The sequence below is a fragment of the Paenibacillus ferrarius genome (genome assembly GCF_002027705.1).
Taxonomy (GTDB): Bacteria; Bacillota; Bacilli; order Paenibacillales; family NBRC-103111; genus Paenibacillus_E; species Paenibacillus_E ferrarius.
Genome location: NZ_MBTG01000011.1, coordinates 1 through 19,808, shown reverse-complemented (window position 1 = coordinate 19,808; position 19,808 = coordinate 1). Strand labels below are relative to the sequence as shown.

Annotated in this window: 18 protein-coding genes and 1 pseudogene; 4 read left to right on the top strand and 15 right to left on the bottom strand. The window is 45.9% G+C overall.

What is annotated here, in order from left to right:
* Positions 1 to 4: 4 nt before the first annotated feature.
* From BC351_RS12560 to BC351_RS12490, 15 genes and pseudogenes are all read right to left on the bottom strand, one after another.
* The gene (locus BC351_RS12560; protein WP_079412453.1) at positions 5 to 1,987 is read right to left on the bottom strand and encodes a YjhG/YagF family D-xylonate dehydratase; all 1,983 of its coding nucleotides are present in this window, start codon (positions 1,985 to 1,987) and stop codon (positions 5 to 7) included.
* A 46-nt stretch (positions 1,988 to 2,033) separates the two neighbouring features.
* Positions 2,034 to 3,503, bottom strand: coding sequence for an alpha-ketoglutaric semialdehyde dehydrogenase GucD (gucD, locus tag BC351_RS12555; RefSeq protein WP_079412451.1), 1,470 nt, complete (start codon positions 3,501 to 3,503; stop codon positions 2,034 to 2,036).
* A 49-nt stretch (positions 3,504 to 3,552) separates the two neighbouring features.
* Complete coding sequence (locus BC351_RS12550) at positions 3,553 to 4,434, bottom strand: fumarylacetoacetate hydrolase family protein (protein ID WP_079412449.1); 882 nt, start codon at positions 4,432 to 4,434, stop codon at positions 3,553 to 3,555.
* Between the two features lie 86 nt (positions 4,435 to 4,520).
* Complete coding sequence (locus BC351_RS12545) at positions 4,521 to 5,285, bottom strand: IclR family transcriptional regulator (RefSeq protein WP_079412447.1); 765 nt, start codon at positions 5,283 to 5,285, stop codon at positions 4,521 to 4,523.
* Between the two features lie 166 nt (positions 5,286 to 5,451).
* The gene (locus tag BC351_RS12540; protein WP_244208976.1) at positions 5,452 to 6,240 is read right to left on the bottom strand and encodes a helix-turn-helix transcriptional regulator; all 789 of its coding nucleotides are present in this window, start codon (positions 6,238 to 6,240) and stop codon (positions 5,452 to 5,454) included.
* A gap of 166 nt (positions 6,241 to 6,406) precedes the next feature.
* Complete coding sequence (locus tag BC351_RS12535) at positions 6,407 to 7,957, bottom strand: carboxylesterase/lipase family protein (RefSeq protein ID WP_079412443.1); 1,551 nt, start codon at positions 7,955 to 7,957, stop codon at positions 6,407 to 6,409.
* Positions 7,958 to 8,115: 158 nt separating this feature from the next.
* Positions 8,116 to 9,915: a type 2 periplasmic-binding domain-containing protein gene (locus BC351_RS12530; protein ID WP_079412441.1), complete on the bottom strand. Its 1,800-nt coding sequence runs from the start codon at positions 9,913 to 9,915 to the stop codon at positions 8,116 to 8,118.
* A 42-nt stretch (positions 9,916 to 9,957) separates the two neighbouring features.
* On the bottom strand, positions 9,958 to 10,926 hold the full coding sequence (locus BC351_RS12525; protein ID WP_144028371.1) for a carbohydrate ABC transporter permease: 969 nt from the start codon (positions 10,924 to 10,926) through the stop codon (positions 9,958 to 9,960).
* Positions 10,923 to 11,846 carry an ABC transporter permease subunit gene (locus tag BC351_RS12520; RefSeq protein ID WP_244208975.1) on the bottom strand — a complete coding sequence of 308 codons (924 nt, stop codon included), beginning with the start codon at positions 11,844 to 11,846 and terminating at the stop codon, positions 10,923 to 10,925. Before BC351_RS12520 ends, BC351_RS12525 begins: the two co-directional genes overlap by 4 nt.
* Before the next feature lie 408 nt (positions 11,847 to 12,254).
* Positions 12,255 to 12,530: pseudogene (locus BC351_RS12515) on the bottom strand (DDE-type integrase/transposase/recombinase); the annotation flags it as partial.
* A gap of 35 nt (positions 12,531 to 12,565) precedes the next feature.
* A complete protein-coding gene (locus BC351_RS12510; RefSeq protein WP_079412439.1) occupies positions 12,566 to 12,790 on the bottom strand; it encodes a hypothetical protein in 225 nt (74 codons plus the stop codon).
* Between the two features lie 13 nt (positions 12,791 to 12,803).
* Positions 12,804 to 14,012, bottom strand: a complete 1,209-nt coding sequence (locus tag BC351_RS12505) for a Ger(x)C family spore germination protein (RefSeq protein ID WP_158082068.1) — start codon at positions 14,010 to 14,012, stop codon at positions 12,804 to 12,806.
* Entirely contained in the window at positions 14,009 to 15,112 is a 1,104-nt protein-coding gene (locus tag BC351_RS12500; RefSeq protein WP_079412435.1) for a GerAB/ArcD/ProY family transporter, read from the bottom strand. Before BC351_RS12500 ends, BC351_RS12505 begins: the two co-directional genes overlap by 4 nt.
* Positions 15,109 to 16,662 (bottom strand): spore germination protein, encoded by a 1,554-nt coding sequence (locus BC351_RS12495; protein ID WP_079412433.1) that lies wholly within the window; start codon positions 16,660 to 16,662, stop codon positions 15,109 to 15,111. The genes BC351_RS12500 and BC351_RS12495 overlap by 4 nt, the downstream gene beginning before the upstream one ends.
* A 499-nt stretch (positions 16,663 to 17,161) precedes the next feature.
* Positions 17,162 to 17,590, bottom strand: coding sequence for an organic hydroperoxide resistance protein (locus tag BC351_RS12490; RefSeq protein ID WP_079412431.1), 429 nt, complete (start codon positions 17,588 to 17,590; stop codon positions 17,162 to 17,164).
* 220 nt (positions 17,591 to 17,810) lie between these two features.
* On the opposite strand from BC351_RS12490, the gene BC351_RS12485 reads away from it, so the two are divergent.
* From BC351_RS12485 to BC351_RS12470, 4 genes are all read left to right on the top strand, one after another.
* The gene (locus tag BC351_RS12485; protein ID WP_425270919.1) at positions 17,811 to 18,245 is read left to right on the top strand and encodes a MarR family winged helix-turn-helix transcriptional regulator; all 435 of its coding nucleotides are present in this window, start codon (positions 17,811 to 17,813) and stop codon (positions 18,243 to 18,245) included.
* Complete coding sequence (locus BC351_RS12480) at positions 18,242 to 18,880, top strand: nitroreductase family protein (protein WP_079412429.1); 639 nt, start codon at positions 18,242 to 18,244, stop codon at positions 18,878 to 18,880. Before BC351_RS12485 ends, BC351_RS12480 begins: the two co-directional genes overlap by 4 nt.
* 39 nt (positions 18,881 to 18,919) lie before the next feature.
* Complete coding sequence (locus BC351_RS12475; protein WP_079412427.1) at positions 18,920 to 19,225, top strand: putative quinol monooxygenase; 306 nt, start codon at positions 18,920 to 18,922, stop codon at positions 19,223 to 19,225.
* 99 nt (positions 19,226 to 19,324) lie between these two features.
* Positions 19,325 to 19,808 (top strand): DinB family protein (locus tag BC351_RS12470; protein WP_079412425.1); only part of this gene is annotated, 484 nt, incomplete at its 3' end.

Sequence of the window (19,808 nt, the reverse complement as noted above, 5' to 3'; positions counted from 1 at the left end):
CCTCCTAATTGTTCTGCACAGCCAATGCTTTTGTACCTGCTTCCAATACAGCGAGAATTCGATCCACATCATAAACACTCCCTGCCCAGGTTCCACCGCTGACAGACTGTAAGGCAGCCCATAAACGAGTATCTGCTGGTAGTTTTTCGTCTGAGGCGAGCTCTGGGTGAGGGTCGCGGGCAGCAAGCACACGGGCTCCTTCTTCTGGGGACAGCAATTTGCCACCATCGCCTAGAAAATGGATGCTGCCTTCCAAATGATTTCGGTCAACTACGATGTCGATTGTATCTCCATCCCGCAGTTTACCAATCGGACCGCCAGCCAGCGCTTCAGGTCCAACATGACCGATGCAGGCACCTGTGGATACGCCCGAAAACCGGGCGTCGGTAATTAAGGATACGTATTTGCCGAACGGCAAATGCTTTAGTGCTGAGGTTAATTGATAGGTCTCCTCCATCCCGGCACCCAATGGTCCGCGCCCAATCAACACCATAATATCTCCGGCTTGAATGCCGCCTTTCTTTATTGCCGAGATAGCCGCTTTCTCCGAGGTAAACACCTTGGCATTGCCCCGATGGCGGTATACCCCATCCTCTCCAATAGTTGACGGGTCAATCGCCGTCGATTTAATCACCGAACCTTCCGGAGCCAGATTCCCAGTAGGAAACGTAACCGTCGAGGTCAACCCCCTTTCTTTGGCATGTTCTGGACTCATAATTACGTAGTCCGGATCGATGCCATCCATTTCCATAAGCAGACTTCTCATCCGCCCTCGGCGCTCGCTCGTTTCCCACCAATCCAATACAGTACCCAGCGTTTCACCGGTTACGGTCAACGCATTTTCTTTCAGTACCCCCAAACGTCGGAGATGCAGCATCACTTCCGGTACCCCTCCGGCCAAAAACACGCGCACAGTCGGATGATATTCCGGACCATTCGGCAATACGCTGACTAGCCTTGGTACGGCTTTATTGATACGAATCCAATCTTGAACAGACGGAATGGGCAGCCCTGCCGAATGAGCGAAAGCAGGGATATGCAGCAGTAAATTGGTCGATCCGCCGAAGGCCGCATGAACAACCATCGCATTGTGGATGGACGCTTCGGTCAATATATCCTTCATCCGGATTCCCTTTTCCTCTAGCGTCATCATCGCGCGGGCCGACTGCCTGGCCATCTCTTCCCATACGGGCTGTCCTGATGGTGCAAGCGCAGCGTGAGGCACCGTCATGCCCATAGCCTCTGCAATAACCTGCGAAGTAGCTGCCGTTCCAAGAAACTGGCAGCCTCCGCCCGGTGTGGCACAAGCCCGACAGCCGAGGTCGGCAGCATCTTCTAGGCTGATTTCGCCATTAGCATACCTTGCACCTATGGTTTGGATTTTCCCGGCATCTTCGCCCTCCGTGGGAGGTAATGTCACTCCGCCGGGCACAATTACGCAAGGGAGCTCGTGCATCCCAGCGAGAGCAATCATCATGGCAGGCAGTCCCTTGTCGCAGGTCGCCACACCGATCACTCCTTTGCGTGTAGGCAAGGAGCGGATAAGTCGCCGGAAAACGATCGCTGCATCGTTGCGGTAAGGAAGAGAGTCAAACATGCCTTCCGTGCCCTGGGACCTGCCGTCGCAAGGGTCGCTCACATACCCGGCGAAAGGAACCCCTCCGCTTTCTGTGATCACCTCTGCAGCAGCCTGTGTCAGCAGGCCAACCTCCCAGTGGCCGGTATGATAGCCGAGAGCAACTGGACTCCCGTCTTCCTTACGTATGCCTCCTTGCGTGCTTAACAACAGATACTGTTTACCCTTCAGGCGAGACGGTTTCCACCCCATCCCAACATTTTGGGTAAGTCCGAACAATTCTCCGCTTGGAGCATGCAATAACATTTCTTTTGTTAGTGGCAATGAGCCTTTTGGGCCCTGCGTGTGCGTACGGATTGTAAACAAATCGTTATTTTCATTTGCCATAATCGATTTTAATTGCTCTGTCATCAACCCACACCCTTCCGAATTAGGTTTCATAGCAAAAGTGATACGCTTACGCTTTGAGAAATACCGTTTTTATCGATGTGAAAAATTCAATGGCCGCCTGGCCTTGCTCGCGCGAATGAGAGCTAGACTGCTTCATTCCGCCGAACGGAGCCTGCAGCTCCACCCCGGCTGTCTCGGAATTAATTCTTACTAAACCGGCGTCCATATCTTGAATAAACAAAAGAATGTTGCTTATGCTTTGCGTGTAAATAGAAGCGCTCAGACCATAATCCGAATCGTTAGCCAGTTGAATGGCTTCTTCCATGGATTCGACCTGAATTAGCGCGAGTACCGGGCCGAATATTTCTTCCCGAGCAATCGCCATTTCCGAAGTTACTTTATCGAACACGGTGGGCTGAATGTAGAAGCCTTCGGCGAGATCCGGGTGATCCGGTGATGCTCCGCCGAATATAAGCTCCGCTCCTTCCTCTATCCCTTTCTGAATGTAGGACTGCACCGTTCGCAGCTGATTTTCGTTGGTGCAAGGGCCCAGCCATGTACCGGCATCCAGACCGTGACCAACTGTTATACCTTTTAATTTGATCAGAAGTTTTTCTTTGAAAGCTTCATACACAACACGCAATACAATGACACGGCTTGTTGCCGTGCATTTCTGTCCTGTCGAACGGATTCCGCCACTGATCGTCGCGTCGACAGCCAAATCCAAATCGGCATCCTCAGCGATAATGATCGGATTTTTCCCTCCCATCTCAAGCTGATATTTCGCCCCTCTGGCTAGTGCCGCTTGACCGACCCGTTTGCCAACTTGATTGGAGCCGGTAAACGTAATTCCGTTTACATCCGGATGCTCTGCAAGACCTTGCCCGATCACAGATCCGCTGCCTGTCACCATATTTAATACACCTGCAGGAAGTCCCGCTTCAGCGATGCATTCCACGACTTTGGCAGCCGTTACGGCTGTCTCCTGAGCAGGCTTCAGCACAACCGTATTGCCATAGATTAAGGCAGGCGCCATTTTCCATATTGGAATCGCCACTGGAAAATTCCAAGGTGAAATAACTCCGACAACCCCAAGGGGCACACGGGTCGTAAACATCAGCGCTTCGCTATCCGTGGAGGGAATCACGTCCCCGATTTTCCGCATCCCCTCCCCGGCATAGTAGCGCAAGATTGCGATCCCTCGTGCAGTTTCGCCCTTTGCTTCCGGCAATGTTTTGCCCATTTCCCGTGTCATCGTCTCGGCAATTTCATCGATGCGTCTCTCAAGTGCATTGGCCGCTTTAAACAGATAATCCCCTCTCGCCGATCCCGATAGCTTCCTCCAACCTTGCTGCGCCGCTTTGGCGGAGGCAACGGCTTGGTTCAATTCCTCCAATGACGACAATTGGACATAGCCCACGACTTCAGTTCTTTTAGCTGGGTTTATGCTGGGAACAGTTTGCCCAGCGCCGGCTGCACACCATTCACCGTTTATATAGTTTAAATAAGTTTGCCCTCCAACAAATACGGATGTCATATATATTCCTCCTTAAATGTATGTTATCTACCAATCGGATAATTATAGATTAGCTTCCTGCACCTACAACATGATTAACAAGTTTCCCAATACCGCTAATCTCAATTTCGATCCGGTCTCCATGAGCGAGTGTAAACTCGTTAGGCGGCACAATACACGTTCCCGTCAGAAGCACGGTCCCGTCAAACAATTCATTATCCCGAATTAAAAATTCGGTCAATTCGTCAAGCTTTCGTTTTAGCTGATTGGTATTAGCCGTTCCCTCGACAGCTTTTTCCCCATTGCGATATATTCGGCTTGTAATCTGCAAGTTGTAAGGGTCGTCTACCGTTTCGGCTAAACGGATCGCTGGTCCCAGGGAGCAGGAACGCTTCCATACTTTGGCCTGAGGCAGGTAGAGCGGATTCTCGCCTTCAATATCCCGGCAGCTCATATCATTGCCAATGGTGTATCCTACGATTTTCCCCGTAGCGTTTAGAACAAGACCTAACTCAGGTTCTGGCACCTGCCACACGGAATCGCTTCGGAGTTGTACTTCGCCGCCTGGACCTACCGTTCGAGCAGCCGTCGATTTTAAAAAAATCTCCGGGCGCACAGCGTCATAAACTTTATCATAAAAGGTCAAGGCATCCAGTCTGCCTTCGGTCGCCTCATAATTCCGTGCGTCTCTGCTTCGCTCATAGGTAACCCCAGCAGCCCATACTTCTGGTGCTTCAATTGGAACGAGTAGCTCCAGCTGATCTACTTGACATGTTAGCGCTTCACGGCCTTCGATCATTTTCAAAACCAACTCGAGCGGTGAAATCTCTTTTTCGTCAGCTTCTTGAATCAAAGCTAAAAAATCGCTTTGCAGCAATACGAAAATTTGCCCTTCGTCATTAACTGCAGCTAGCTGTGAAAGCCCTTCATTTATAAAACGGATAATTTTCATAAATTGCTCACTCCCCTAATTTTGTTTTATATTATAAAACAGCGTTCTCAAATAATGGTGTAAAAAATGCCTGGACTCGACATGCTTTACAAAACTTGCCGAAACCCCAGGGTCTGTGAAATCGTTTCTGCTTCTTTCTTAAGTAAGGCAATATACTGTTTGAACAATAAATCATCTACCGTTGAAATCAATGATGATATGCTGATCGCTGCTACAACCGAGCCATTATGCTCGAAAATAGGTGCTGCAGCGCATCGTACGCCCGGTTCGTTCTCCTGATTGTCAATGGAATACCCTTGCTCCCTTACCTGATTCAGCTCATTAAGGAATGCCTCTATCTCCGTAATCGTCGCTTCTGTAATCTTGGAGAAATGGTAATTCCGAAGGAGCTTATCGATCTCTTCCTTTGTTCTAAAGGCAGCCAGCACCTTTCCTACCGCGCTACTGTGAAGTGAAATTCTGCGGCCTATTCGGGAATAACGGATCGCTGCCTTTTCCCCTTCCACTTTATCCAAATACACGCCTTCCTTCCCATCAAGAATAACAAGATGGGTTGTTTGACCTGTCTGCTCCGACAAAGCAGCCAGGTGCTTTCGGGCAACTGTACGGATGTCTAGGCTTTGCAGCATAAGCTGTCCCTTTTCCAGGAGCTTTAACCCTAACTTGTACCTTCCCGTTTCCATATCCTGATTGATGTAACCGTGTAACTGAAGAGTTTTCAATAAGGAGTGTATCGTACTCTTGTGAAGTTCCATTCTTGCGCTGATTTCTGTAATTTTCAGCTCAGTCGTATGCTCGTCGAATAAGTCCAATATTTTCAATGCTCTGTCCAGCGCTTGAATAATAGGCATGGTATCACTCCTATCTACAAGTCCATAATATTCTTTTACAACCATACAATCAAGATTAAGTTATTATTTATCACTACAATAAATGCTTTTGCATTTGAAATAATTGTGTGAAGCCATGTCAGATGATCTAGATTTCCTTTCATGAGCAGTACGCAGGACTCTATTGTTAAGGTAGCTGTTGATGACGGCCTTCCATCTGCTTGTGAAACTTTCTTGGTGTAAAGCCCGTAATCTGCTTGAATTGACGGCAAAAGTGCTCCACGTTGTTGTATCCGCAGCGCAAAGAGACCTCCGCGATGGATAGTGAGCCGTGCAACAAATATTCCTTGGCTTGGCGGATGCGACTTGTAATCACGTCATCCATACAAGAAATCCCGAAAGTCTTCTTGTAAATTGACTGCAAATACCCAGGACTGATGCGGATAGAGTCGGCCATTCTCGGAACCGCCCAATCCTGGCTAGGATTACTGTAAATGGCGGTCCGAAGCGTCAACAAATTGTAGTATTGGGGCGTAATTACTTCTTGAAAGTAAGATTCCAGCAGCTTGTTAAACAAGGTTCTCAGTAAGCAGTCGATGGATGATTCTTTATAATCTTTTTGAAAAGAGTGTTCGCTGACGAGGAGTTGGAATATTTTATGGCAGTATTCAGGGTCATTCAATGAAAATGGCACTCCGAATGGAAGCGAAGTTTCCATTACATATGATTCATTGGATTCAAAACGAATCCAGTCGTTCTTATATTGTTCTGCGCATGCCCGGTAATAAATTTTTTGATGGGGATGGTATATAACTCCATTGTGTGCTGGGTACTCCTTCAATTCTCCATTAACCCAGAACAGCGCGGGTGTATGGGTCACGACGAGCAGCCAACAGTTATGGCCTTCTGGGATATCGAACACAAAATTGCTTGCGTGCGCGGCATCATACTCAACATAAAAAATGTTGGTCATCATGATCCTCCAGTATCCAAAAAATAACATTTCATCAATTATTTATTAGCATATATTACTGATTGAAAACAGTCAACAAGCAAAGGAACGACGGCTCGTTCGTCACTGTACTGGTCATTGCGTCATGAATCGCGGCCATTCAAGTTTCGAATGACTCTGATTCATTTTGTCAATCTAACCTTCCACATACGAATTCAACGGATTTTCTCTTGAAATAATGCGTCACCAGGAGTTGCATCATATCGCTGGGTTGTTCCCTCGAAAACTTGGCTTGATCCACGAATCGCATACCGTACGGTGCATTTGGCGTAAAGGGCTCCCACAGTGGCAAGTCCTCTCCTGTAGAATCTTTGCCGTTCGGATCGCCACAACGAATGAAGTTCGCCCAGTAATTGCACATTTGGCGGGCAAGATCGTAATGTTTGCCAACGAACGGCCTCCAGCATTTGGCGAGGGTCTCGAAGAAGAACCAGAGATCCACCGAGTGAAACGTTCCAGGGTTATCCCAACCTGGGATTCCCGCATCGAAATTATAATAATAAAACGGGAGATTGGCTCCGGTATCCGCATTAGCCTGCCCGGCAATACGTATCGCGTATTCGATGACACTTACCGAAGCTTTTTTCAAGACCTCATCGAAGTTGCCTGATGAAAATCCGCAAACTTCAAGAAATTCATTGGCATCGTCGCCAAATAGGTCTACAGCCAAGTCCTTGACTTCATCCAGCGAATCAGCCTTCGGAGCGTTGAAAAACTCGGATGACGTATGGCCGAACATAACCGGTACCTGCAAACGCTTGTTTTGAAGGAACAATTCGAACGCGTTGCCAACACTGAACTTATTGTCGACGACGGTGCCCCAGGATGCCTTGTACTCCAGCATCTTGTCCCGGAGAAAAACCGCATCCAGCTTCCTGGCTTCCGCAAGCAAGGAAACGCCGAGAAATTCGAAGAATTGAACACCTTCCTGTTCGGCTTCAGCTATATCGCGCAGAAACCTGGGCGTGTGGACTCCCGGGTAGAGCTCCGTGAATACCCCACTCTGCACGATCACTCTCTGAAAGAGGCCGTTGTTCTGCGGTGAAGTAAGCTGGCACATGACGCTTCCGCCGCCGGCAGATTGTCCCCCGATGGTGATGTTGTCCGGATCGCCACCGAAAGCAGCGATATTGCGTTTGACCCATCTTGTAGCAGCTTGTTGGTCGAGATGGCCGAAGTTCGCGGGAGCTTCTGGCGATTCCGCCGTGATTTCAGGGTGGCATAGAAATCCGAACACGTTCAGACGATAGTTAATTGTAACCACGACGATGCCTCTTCGAGCGATGCGTTCCCCGTCGAACTCCATCTCGGCCGTATGACCGACCTGCAGGCCTCCTCCGAAATACCATACGTACACCGGCAGATTTTCATCGGTACGGTTAGCTGGGGTCCAAACGTTAAGGTAGAGACAGTCCTCGTCCATGGCGATGTCTGGTTCCACGGCCCATTCCCGGGTATAAATATTGTTGTCGTCGATTTCTTGTCTGACCTGCATCGAGACCGGCGCGAATTCGTATGCTTTGAGCACGCCCTCCCAATCATTGACCGGCTGGGGAGCACGCCAGCGGTTCTCTCCTACCGGTGGAGCTGCAAATGGAATCCCTTTGAAGCTCGTGATGCGGGGATCGGCTGCTGATTGCCCTTGTACCAATCCGTTTTCAACGTTAACGACTCTAAGCATGCTTGATTCCTCCTTTCATCAGGTGAACTATTTCCACGAAAGTGCCTTTGCCAGAAGCTGCGGAAAATCATCGAAGGACGGTGTATTCGTCTAGAATTAGAAAATGAATAAGGGATATATAAGATCATACATATCCCTCATTCATTAAAATTATAATTTTACTTTTTAGCTAATGCATCGGCACGCATTTTAACAATCTTTTGCGCTTTTTCCGTATCCGAGGCAAAGACATCATTCCAACCGAGGCCTATCACATCTTTCTTCATCATTTCCCACAGCTTGTCGAACTCTGCTTGATTCTTTGCGAATACCATTTTCCAGGATGTGTTCTTTACATAGTCAGAAATCTGGCTGCGTTTGTTTTTAATATCTGATGAATCGCTTCCTAAACTTGTATTGATATTGGGGACGATATCGATCATCTTATGTTTCAGGTAGTAATCTGTTGCGTTTTCTGCATTATAGGTGTTCTGCCAATCCGTCGTTAGCGCTGTCTTGTTCGCTTCAATTGTTGCGGCCCAGTAATTGCTGTTATAGAACTCCCCTGTCTTTGGATCTTTGGCAAAATCGCTTATGATCATCGTGTTCAGTTTGCTTTGTCCGTCCTGATATCCGCCGCCTCCGTACTCATCTGGAACAGGTGTATTTTTCTGGAATGCGGTTTGACCCACCTCGGTCAGCTTAAATTTACCGTCTGCCGTCTTTTCGTAGTTGAAGCCTTCAAATCCATTCACATAGTAGCGCAGGCCTTCAGGAGAAGCCAGCCAATCCATGAATTCCATGATCCGATCGGGATCATTGGCTTTGGAACCGATAGCAAATACTCTTCCATTGCCGTAATAGGCATCGCTTGCCTGAAAGATGTGCGTGTCAGCGATCGGGATCGCAACATTCCCGTCACCCTTTTTACCTCTTTCAATTGAATTGTAGAACCCTGTTTCCCATGAGTACCACAAAAGGAGTACCTGCTTGTTGGTCAGCTTTTCCGATACTTTGTTCCAATCCTGGGTTGGCGAGTCAGGGTCAACCAAACCCATCTGATTTGCTTTATAATAAAATTGCAGAATTTTCTTGTACATACTGTTGTCATCGATGAGTGGAACGATCTCGCCTTTTGCATTCAACTGGATGGTCGTGGTTCCTTCTGGCTGCTCATAACCGTACCAATTGCTCAACCAGCGTGCATTTTCCATAGTGCCTCTGCTGTCCCAGTCCTTCCACAAGGTGATCGGAGCTATCGGTTTACCGTCCGGCGTCTTCGGATATTTCTCATGCATAAGTTTCAGCACATTCAAAAGATCATCCAGATTGTTCAGCTTGGGAGCCCCAACTCCCTTGTAATAATCCCAAGGCATTATAGGGCTTGAGTAAGGGATCTGCTCCGAGTATGTCGTTGGTGAAGTATCTGCCTCAAAAGTCGGCAAAGCATAAATCTTGCCATCCGGATTTACTTTTTGGAATGCTGCATTGAAAGGTTTGAAATGATTGTCCATATATTTGGACAGGTTCTGGGTATTTTTGAGCTTACCCGTGAGGTCCATAATTAGACCGGCTGGAATTAATTCTTCCAACTGATTATTATTGACGATCAAGAGATCGCCCAAATTTCCTGCTGCCGATCTTGTCTTGTATAGCTGATCGCCGGCAACCTGAGGAGCAAGAATGTTCAATGTGATATTGAACTTATCCTTAATAAGCTTTCCATACCACCCTTTCTGCTCGCCTTGATAATTTGCTGCATTGTCAAAAACGGTAATGGTCAACGGTTTACTGTGATCTAGTGCTGTACTAGCCTTGGATGTAGCTTCAGTACCGGAGTCTGGTGACTTACTTGGTTCCGTTGATGCAGCCTTATTGTTAGATTCGTCTCCACACCCGGTCAATGCTACCGAAACCATGAAGAGGCTAGCAAACAATAACAACATCGGTTTTTTTACTGCTTTACTTGATTTACTCATACTTAAGCCCCCTATTCTTTCAATTTATTAAACCAGTGCAAGTTATCCTTTCACTGCACCGATCATAATCCCCTTTACAAAAAACCTTTGGAAAATCGGATAAACCAGCAAAATGGGCGCTACAACAATAATGGTCACCGTCATTCGAATTGACGTAGTGGTTTGCTTTGTTGCCAGACTTGCGATAGCTGTCGAACCGGCATTCTGCAGGTTTACCATGCTGGATATGGAACTTGCCTGATTAATATAGTTATATAGAATAAACTGTAAGCTATAAAGCTTGCTCTCCGTGACCAACAACAATGTGTCCTGGAAGGAGTTCCACTGATCCACTGCAGCGAATATGGCAACTGTAGCCAATATGGGCTTACAGATGGGCAACATGATTTTGAAAAAAAGGGTCATGGTCCCGGCCCCGTCGATACTTGCCGCATGCTGCAATTCCTTCGGCGTTGATTCCACGAAAGTCTTTACAAGAATGATGAAGAACGGAGCTACGATTGTCGGGAGAATATAGGCCAAAAAATTGTTTGTCAGATGCAAAGACCTCATTGTCAAATACCACGGAATAACCCCGGCATTAAAAAACATGGTTAAAACCGTATAGCGATACCATAATTTTCGCCTCCACATATCCTCCTGGGTAAACATGAATCCCAGGAAGGCGGAAGCCCCTACCGTCAAAGTGGTTCCAATCACGGTCCTTCCTACAGATACAACGGCTGCATCCCACAACCCCGGTATTTTAAACGCATCCACGTAGTTATGAAATTGGATATTTATCGGGTAAAAGATAACATCACCTTTGGCACTGATATCGTTTGCGCTTATCGTATTAATAACGATGGAATAAAAGGGATAGACACATATAAGCGCATACAGGGAAAACAGGAAATATATTAAAACAGTAATCATTTTGTCTGTTGGGCTAACTTGGACTTTAATTTTTCTGGTGAGATGGCTGCCGGGCACTTTATCATTCGGCGCCAGCCCTGCTGCTGTATCACTCATACAATACTCTCTCCCCTTAATCTTTTTGATAGTCCGTTCACAGAAAAGAGAAGCACAACACTAATCAAGCTTTTTAGCATACTGATCGCGACGGACACGGAATAGCTGCCGCCCCCCATTGCAAGGTTGTAAACATATAAGTCTAAAACCTGTATGGAATCCTTGTTAAATGCATTTTGAAATACGAAATATTGCTCCAAGCCATTATTCAGAAAACTCGCAATTTGCAGCATCAACAAAACAAAATAGGTCGGCACCATACTCGGCAATACGACATGCCAGATCACGCGCATTCTTGTCGCGCCATCTACATAAGCCGCTTCATATAGAGAATCATCTATCCCCATAATCGCCGCTATATACAATATGGCTGACCAGCCCAATGTTTTCCAAGTCGTCCACATCCACATCATAATCCAAACATGGTCGGAGTTTTGAAGAAGTAATATCGGGGAATCGATAAATCCAAGTAGTTTCAAAAGGCCGTTGACTATACCTTCACTAGAGAACATTGAAAATGCCAGTGAATAGACCAATACCCAACTGATGAAGTTCGGCAAGGTTGTTACCGTCTGTATAAACCTCCGGAAACGTACGGATTTGATCTCAGTTAGGAATATGGCAAAAATCATTGGAAGCCAGGAGAACAGCAGATTCAAGCCACTCATCCCAAACGTGTTCTTAAGTATTTGAAGGGTTTGATCGATCTTTACTTGGTTTTCGAGCAAGGTATGAAACCACTTCAGACCAACAAACGGCGATTGGGACAGCGGAATTGGCGGCGTATAGTCAAAGAATGCATAAACCCAACCATATAGCGGGTAATATGCAAAGATAACAAGTAAAATCATAAAAGGAAGTATAAAGAGAAATTTTCTAATTGAACTGCTTGTCATGCTGTTTTTTTGTATTTGCACCATGTAACGCTCCCTTTTTTATGGTATATTCAACATATTTATTGACACATAACGATATCTATAAAAATATATGGAATGCCGAAATGGCAGTCTCCTCTACTGCAGCGCAAAAGGTCATCGATGAATTAGAGGACGCACCTTACGTTGATAGCGTTTTCATTTCGTTTCGTTAAAGCAATTATAAGATATCATTTTTTTCAAAACAATGACCTATTCTCATTGATTATTGATCTATTCTCATATAGCTCAAAGCCATATTCCTCATCGTACAACCCATATTCAAAAATATTAAGTTTCAGGGTTCTGGTGCAAGGATTTAAAAAAAGTTCGCAGTTACCCGACAAAGTATAGTTTGTCTATGCCACTAAATTAAATATCTTATTTAGCCATTCAACAGCAGTGAGGACAGTCGAACCGGTGATCTTGCTCCACAATGTTGTTTAGATACTTTGTCTGTCTAATCAAGGTTTCTTTTGGTAAGGCTTTCTCAGTTATTAATTCTTGTATGGCTGGTGGATATGCTGGATTTTTATCCAAGGTGATTACACGTGGGATTTGAGTATGTGGAGAGGTCAAAGCCTTTGTAAAGAAGCGCTTAGCTGCCGGCATATCCCGATTTTCAGATAACATGAAATCAATGGTTTTCCCCTTAGAATCACCGGCTCTGTATAAATACTTCCACTGACCTTAGCTCCCGTCCTTGCGATTTCTATTCATTTGATCTATTCTGTTCCAATCATACGATTCAACGGATTGAATAAAGGTAAAACCCAATCGGTCGGCCCAGGCAATTCCGGGAAATACAGAAGTAGAATCCCAATGGTCATGGCTATAACGGAGATACCTCCGATAGCTGCTTTCACTTTGGCACTTTTTTCATGTCTCGCCTCCATCATGTAGATCACCAAAGCTAATACAATCATTCCAAGAGCAGGGAATGCATTCAAGCATACTCGCCTCCTATTTTTTACGAATATAGCTCTCGGGGCCCCCTTGGGGGACAGTCGATTTGCCAATTCGATTAATTTGTGTGCTGATGTGAGCATTGACTTGTATTTCGGGAAATACTTGATCATTCCATCGTTCCTTGACTTGGTTAAATTGCTTGGGATAATGCCGATAAAATTCGTTGGCAAATCCGAAGGCATCCGTTTTGAGTTGCTTCTGAACACGCAATAGACTGGCTTCGATGTCCCTGCTTATCGCGTGGGACCATGCTTGTTTGATTTGTTGAACAAATTTGGGGTCAAAGTTCAGCTGATCGGTTGTATTTAACACTAATTCTCCGTTCATCTCAACAAACATCTCGATACTCCAAATTCCTTTTTTATCAATGTGAGGAACAATCTTTGTTTTCGAGTGAACCAGATTCACCGAAACATAATCTGCAGATTTAGTAAGGGGAAACGAGAAAATTTTCGTCTCCAGCTCATTGCAGATCGTAAGGATGCCTAAGCTTTCCTGCTCATCCAGGCTTCCTACAAATTTATCTTTATTAAATATGTCAATGCCGGCGACTTTAATATTATTGTGAGTAGCATCAACTGCAGTGGCAAATGGAGTAATCTGAATACGGGTCAGCATAGCTGCTTGAGAGGCTCCATTTATTTTTTGTGCAAGCTCTTTGAGGGTAATCTGGGCACCTAGTTTCAAATTACCCATCTCTCGAAGCACTTCCGCAGAGCTTCTCTCCAACGGGGGCTGCAGCTTGATCAGATCGACAGCTTTATCTTTGCTTATGTAGGTATAAGCATGCTCACGAAATTGAATATATCTCAGGAAGAGATCGATATAGGAATGAATTCCCTTCGCTGCAGCTTCTTTCCCGATAATAATCACCTCGCTTTGTCCCCAAAATAAGGAGCGCGACAGCTTAAGCTGCAGTTGGGTCAAGGCGTCAGCGATGGTCACTCCCTCGGCACTCATCATGATCGTCTGTCCTGCAGCATTGCCGCCGCTGCCTCCTGTATTGCCTTGAGGACCACCCCCGGCCACCTTTGGGAAAAAGAGTTGTACCGAAAGCAATATGTTATTATTCGGGTTGCGATCTACACCAACAGCTAGAACGATAGCCAAGTCATTGATCTCTCTGCGATCCCAACACCCTGCCGCAGCTACAGCAAAGACTAGAAGCATCAGAAGACTGAGGAGCCTTTTCCCTGTACTCATAGGGAACTTTCCTTCCCCTTTATTCCCTGCTTTCGAATGACAGCAACAGCCCATAACAATCCCGGTAGAACGATCAGTAGGGTAAGTGTGTAAATGTTCCCACCTGCGCCTAACAATGTGCCCATCTCGCTCTGATTGGACACGACCCAGTAGCTGTATGCAACGGTGAGAAAAGATAATGGGAACACTAGAGGACGATAATCATTGATGTTCAGCCATTGTGCCGTGGCGACCGCATGAATATATAAAAACAACGAAACTTTCACAAAAATACCGAAAATCCAGATGGCTACAATTAGGGATTCAATGTGCTGGAAAAAATCCGCATAGCTGATATAGCGTGCGGCAATCATTACCGGGTACACAAACGTATCTGTTAAGTCCCCGAGGAGCATAAGACAAGACAGATTAATGGCAACCATCGTAATTGATACAACAACTAATGACAACAGCGTAACTTTGAACGCCTTCGAACAATCAGATATGCTGGGAAGAAAAAAAGAAACAAATATATATTCCGAAAACCAGGCTGCCGGTGCAATCGCTCCAATAATAGAAGGTTTTAAGCCCTTCTCAGCAAAAGGCAGCAGCTCGCTCGGATCCATCTCCGGGATGAGTAAAACCAATATAAAAAATAGAAGAAGCCATGCCATAACGATCAAAATTTGACTACTACGCGCGATAACCTGAATTCCGCTCTTTACATTCATGGCACAGAACAACATCAGCGAGCCCATAACAACAAATAAGGGCGTGTGATGAAGAATTGTACTTAAGATAAATTCACCATATTCTCTTAATACGATTCCGCACAAATGGGGCAAATAGAACATATAAATCAGCCCGAAGATCTTGCCGCCGACCTTGCCCAATACAATTGTGCTGCATTGTATGAGGGACTGGCCTGGAAATTTCACATTAAGGCGGAAAGCTATCAGGATTGCCAAAAAACCAAAAATGGAAGCGTAAATTGGGGATAACCACATATCATGACCCGCAAATTTCATCGTGATGCTGGGTACACCGAGAATGGATGTGGCCAGAATAGCCGGATACATAAACACAGCCATCTGCTTCGAGGAAATCTTCTGAGGGATCAAGTTGTATCCTCTCCTTTATCATGCAGACCTATAGTTTCATTCTGCTGCTCTTGGTAGCCGCTCAATTGAGGATGATGCTCCTGCTTCCAGACAGGTGCGCGGAACAGCAAGTCTTTAAATTCCTTGAAGCGGGTCGGTGAAATAGGTGTTAAATAAGGGACACCTAAGGAGCTAAGTCTGCAAAGATGCAGAATAATACCGATAAAACCGAGGATCACACCTACTAATCCAAGGGTTCCTGCCATCAGCATAATAGGAAATCGGATTAATCGAAGAGGAATACCCAAGGTATACCGAGGGATCATGAAAGAAGCAATCCCAGTGATCGCCACTACAATAACCATCGGGGCCGATACGATACCCGCAGAAGTAGCCGCCTGTCCAATTACGAGGGCGCCAACGATACTGACAGCAGCACCCACCTGTTTCGGAAGGCGAACCCCAGCTTCTCTCAGTGCTTCAAATGTAGTTTCCATGATCAATGCCTCAACAAGGGCAGGGAACGGGATCTCTTCTCTTGATTTTGATATATTAAGCAAAAGAACGCTCGGTATCATCTCTTGGTGGAAGGTAGTGATAGCAACGTAAGCGGAGGGAAGTAGCACCGATATGATGAAAAAGACGTATCTTAGCAAACGGATAAACGTACTCATAATTACGTTCTGGTAGTAATCCTCTGCTGATTGCAGCAGCGAGAACAACCCCACTGGAGCTATCAAAACAAAGGGAGTCCCATCGATCAAGACAGCAAGCCGTCCTTCTAGTACATTGGCACAAACGACATCCGGACGCTCGGTTGGTAACACCTGAGGAAACGGTGAGTACGGATTATCGGAAATCCATTCCTCGATCATTTCGCTCTCAAGAACCCCATGGATGCGAATTCGTTCAATTCGCAATTTCATTTCTGCCACCAGATGGGGATCCGCCAGGTTCTTCATGTAAGCCAATGTTATTTGTGTTTTCGTATAAGTCCCTATCGTCATGTTGATCATTTTAAGCTCTGGGCTTTTAATTCTTCTGCGAATCAGCGGGATGTTCACCCCGATTGATTCAGTAAACCCTTCACGCGGCCCTCGAATCGTTGATTCGGCCACCGGTTCTTCTACAGTTCGTTGTGTGATTTTGGTCATCCCGAAGGCAAATGCAGCACTAGATCCATCTATCCACAGAATTGGGTGTCCGCTACCGATTCTCTCAATAACGGTCGACCACTCCGTCAACTGCTCTGCCTTGGCAGTGAGTTGTTCAACAAGCTGGGACAGAAATTCCGTTTTCCCCAGCTCGATGTGCTGCAAAGGCTCGAGGATCTGATGCTGGAACAAGTCTTCGTCCGCTAATCCCTGAGCATACACAACAGCCGCCTTGATTCCATTCGCTAGCACGAAAGAATGGAATACAATATCGCCGCACTCTTCATACAGCGAAGTCAAGTAAAGAAGATTATCGTCCAGTAGGGAGGAATGTTGTATTTGGATTCCAACTTCAGATACAGAGGTAGCATCAGATGTCTTTAAGTACCTCTTCCACCCTTTGTTGAATAAGCGCATACTCGCTCCTACTTTCCATAACTCAGCTCATTTCACAGCCTAAGTATGTCCCAATAAAAAGGGGATTATCCAATTTTATGATACTACGCTGAAGTCGCCAATATATTTCGCTGTTGTAATGGCTTCTGCTTTCATATTCAACTTGATAAGCGATATGATCGTTTCAAGTGTATTATACAAAAAATGGTTCTGGTTCAAGGATTTAAAAAAGTTCGCAGTTACCCGACAAAGTATAGTTTGTCATGCCACTAAATCAAATATCTTATTTAGCCATTCAACAGCAGTGAGGACAGTCGAATTATCATCGGCCTGCCCTATATGCTCTCGTTCCTCGTTAGCGTGATATCCGACTCAATTTTTCTTTAAAATGTGCCTTGGTGTTGGGAAATAAAAAATGGGGCTGGACAAGCGCATGCCGTTCCTGCTCGAATACAAGCTGATTGAACTGGGATGTGAATTTGTCGGGGGCGTAACACAAGCCCCCAAGAGAGCGTGCTTTTTAGATAGGCTGTCCGTTTACGACCAACTTCACATCGATATTGCCGCGAGTTGCCCTGGAATACGGACATACGCCATGCGCGGCTCTCACGAGCTCTTCCGCCTGGTCCCGCTCGACTCCGTCCACATTCACGTGCAGCTGGGCGGCTAATTCGAATCCGCCGTCGACAGCTTTGCTGATGCTGACATGCGCGGTCACGTCCGTCCCGGAATGCTGGACTTTTTTCATCCGTGCTACCAAATTCAGCGCGCTGTCAAAACAAGCGGCGTACCCGGCCGCGAACAGCTGCTCGGGATTCGTACCCTCCTCCCCGGTGCCGCCTAGCGCTTTAGGCATGCGCACATTAAGCTCTAATATTCCGTCGACCGAAGTGACCTTTCCGTTGCGACCGCCCTCGGCTGTTACAATCGCTGTATAGAGTGCTTCCATGAATAATCTCTCCTTTTAAATTAATAACTGATCGCTCCCCACTTGTAGAAATTTCCCTATGTTAATGTAACAAATCCTCCTACATTCTCTGTTGCTTCATGCGATATCATTCCCTCCATCTGTTTCAGTAACACTCTTCTTGACAAGTGTTCAACCAATTTATATAATTGACCCATCAATCGTTGATATATCAATTAATATTAAAGGTAGGAGGGATAGCTTGAAAGATTCAATGGATAATTCCATTATTGATAAACTTCAAAACTTCTATATCCAGCTTATCTCTCAATTCGGACACTGTACCGGTGTAAGCCCATCGAGATTTCGGCTATTGCAAAAACTTTACCATGTTGATGAAATCAATCAGACCTCTTTACAAAAAGAATTGCAAATCGATAGTGCCGCAATTACCAGGCATTTGAAACAGCTTGAGGGGGATGGTATTGTCACACGACGCAATAATCCAGATGATAATCGCTTCACCTTGGTGAGACTTACCGAACTTGGCCGACAGGAAATCGTTGCTTACCAAGAAGAAAAGATCCTTTTTATGGCACAGCTGCTGCAAGGTTTTAGTGAGGAAGAACAGAAACTTTTCTCACACATGATTGAACGCATGCGAAATAATATTACTAAGGGGAGAAATGAAGAATGAATACAACATTAACCACAAACGATTTTAATCAAATTGTTGCCGGGCGCCGTTCCATTAAAACATACGATCCAACTGTTAAAATCAGCCGGGACGAAATGACGGAAATTCTTAGAAAGGCTACCTTGGCTCCTTCTTCCGTCAATATGCAACCTTGGCGTTTCCTGATAATTGAAAGCCCCAAAGCCAAAACTATCCTTGCCCCCCTTTCACGCTTCAACCAAAGACAAGTCGAAACCTCCTCCGCGGTTATCGCCATCTTCGGTGATTTGAACAGCATCAACTATGCAGAAGAGATTTATGGCAAGGCCGTGGAACTCGGGTTTATGCCTAAGGAAGTAAAAGAAAAGCAATTGGCGGCTATATCCAAGTATTATGAACAAATGACCCCAGAAGTAAACAGGGAAACCGTGCTAATTGATAGCGGGCTAGTATCCATGCAACTAATGTTAGTTGCCCGTGCCCATGGATATGACACCAACGCAATCGGCGGATATGAAAAGGACAAGATTGCTGAAGCCTTCGGACTAGACCCAGAGCGCTACGTTCCAGTCATGCTAATATCGATCGGCAAAGCTGTAGACAACGGTTACCCATCGGTTCGTTTGCCTATCGATCAGGTTATAACTTGGAAGTAACATTAAATTCACGCCAATTTCAGAGGAGATGTGTCAACTGTGATTATTCTACATGCCAATTTACAAGTAAATCCGGCCAGAAATGACGATTTTATACGGGAAGTCAAAGCGTTGATTGCCGCTTCCAGAGTCGAGAACGGTAATATTGCTTACAACCTGTATTTGGACATTGAAAAGGAATGCACTTACACAATGGTGGAAATATGGGAAAACCTCGACGCAGTTGCCTCACACAATAAGACCGATCATCTCAAAACTTTCGCGAGCCGAGCACGGGAATTTCTTGCTGCTCCATTGATAATCAAGTCGTACAAGGGGGAGCCTCTAGAGACTCCTACCCTTTAGTTGTTAAAGTATTAGTAACGTTGTAGATTGGACAGCAGCGTTATTAGTAATTGAGAGACAGAATAACTCAAACAAGCCTATAGGAGAGGATGATTCCGCATGACGGATGCAAATCAATTATTTGGACAAGCCCTAGTAAAATCGCTGGTCGGGGAACGCGGACATATTCGTATTGCCCGCGCTTTACCGGACATTGATGCCGAACTGGCTGGGCGCGTACATGAAGCCATGCCGTATAGTATCTATCAACTGTTGAGACACATGCATTACTGGCAGCAATTCATGCTGGAGCATTTGGAAGGACGTAAACCGCAGCTCCCAGCTAACGTCATGGGAAGTTGGCCGGAAGAGACAAGCCCTCAAGATGAGATGTCTTGGCAAACTGATATCAAGATGTTTCTGGATGGGGTCGACCGGGCTGTCACCATTGCAGAAACGGCACAACTGGACGAACCACTTCCACATTTCCCAGTTGAAACCCGAGCAGGACTGCTGCGCAATATCGCGTCCCACAACTCATATCATCTGGGCGAAATTGTGTTGCTGCGCCGCTTCTACGGCGCCTGGCCTCCGCCCGGAGGTG

What these genes read in the sequence shown, in the direction of transcription:
- BC351_RS12490 (WP_079412431.1), bottom strand. Translation starts at nt 17,590, where the DNA reads ATGGAAGCACTCTATACAGCGATTGTAACAGCCGAGGGCGGTCGCAAC.
- BC351_RS12520 (WP_244208975.1), bottom strand. Translation starts at nt 11,846, where the DNA reads ATGGTGCAAATACAAAAAAACAGCATGACAAGCAGTTCAATTAGAAAA.
- BC351_RS12535 (WP_079412443.1), bottom strand. Translation starts at nt 7,957, where the DNA reads ATGCTTAGAGTCGTTAACGTTGAAAACGGATTGGTACAAGGGCAATCA.
- BC351_RS12505 (WP_158082068.1), bottom strand. Translation starts at nt 14,012, where the DNA reads ATGAGTACAGGGAAAAGGCTCCTCAGTCTTCTGATGCTTCTAGTCTTT.
- BC351_RS12550 (WP_079412449.1), bottom strand. Translation starts at nt 4,434, where the DNA reads ATGAAAATTATCCGTTTTATAAATGAAGGGCTTTCACAGCTAGCTGCA.
- BC351_RS12530 (WP_079412441.1), bottom strand. Translation starts at nt 9,915, where the DNA reads ATGAGTAAATCAAGTAAAGCAGTAAAAAAACCGATGTTGTTATTGTTT.
- BC351_RS12545 (WP_079412447.1), bottom strand. Translation starts at nt 5,285, where the DNA reads ATGCCTATTATTCAAGCGCTGGACAGAGCATTGAAAATATTGGACTTA.
- BC351_RS12495 (WP_079412433.1), bottom strand. Translation starts at nt 16,662, where the DNA reads ATGCGCTTATTCAACAAAGGGTGGAAGAGGTACTTAAAGACATCTGAT.
- gucD (WP_079412451.1), bottom strand. Translation starts at nt 3,503, where the DNA reads ATGACATCCGTATTTGTTGGAGGGCAAACTTATTTAAACTATATAAAC.
- BC351_RS12540 (WP_244208976.1), bottom strand. Translation starts at nt 6,240, where the DNA reads ATGATGACCAACATTTTTTATGTTGAGTATGATGCCGCGCACGCAAGC.
- BC351_RS12525 (WP_144028371.1), bottom strand. Translation starts at nt 10,926, where the DNA reads ATGAGTGATACAGCAGCAGGGCTGGCGCCGAATGATAAAGTGCCCGGC.
- BC351_RS12480 (WP_079412429.1), top strand. Translation starts at nt 18,242, where the DNA reads ATGAATACAACATTAACCACAAACGATTTTAATCAAATTGTTGCCGGG.
- BC351_RS12560 (WP_079412453.1), bottom strand. Translation starts at nt 1,987, where the DNA reads ATGACAGAGCAATTAAAATCGATTATGGCAAATGAAAATAACGATTTG.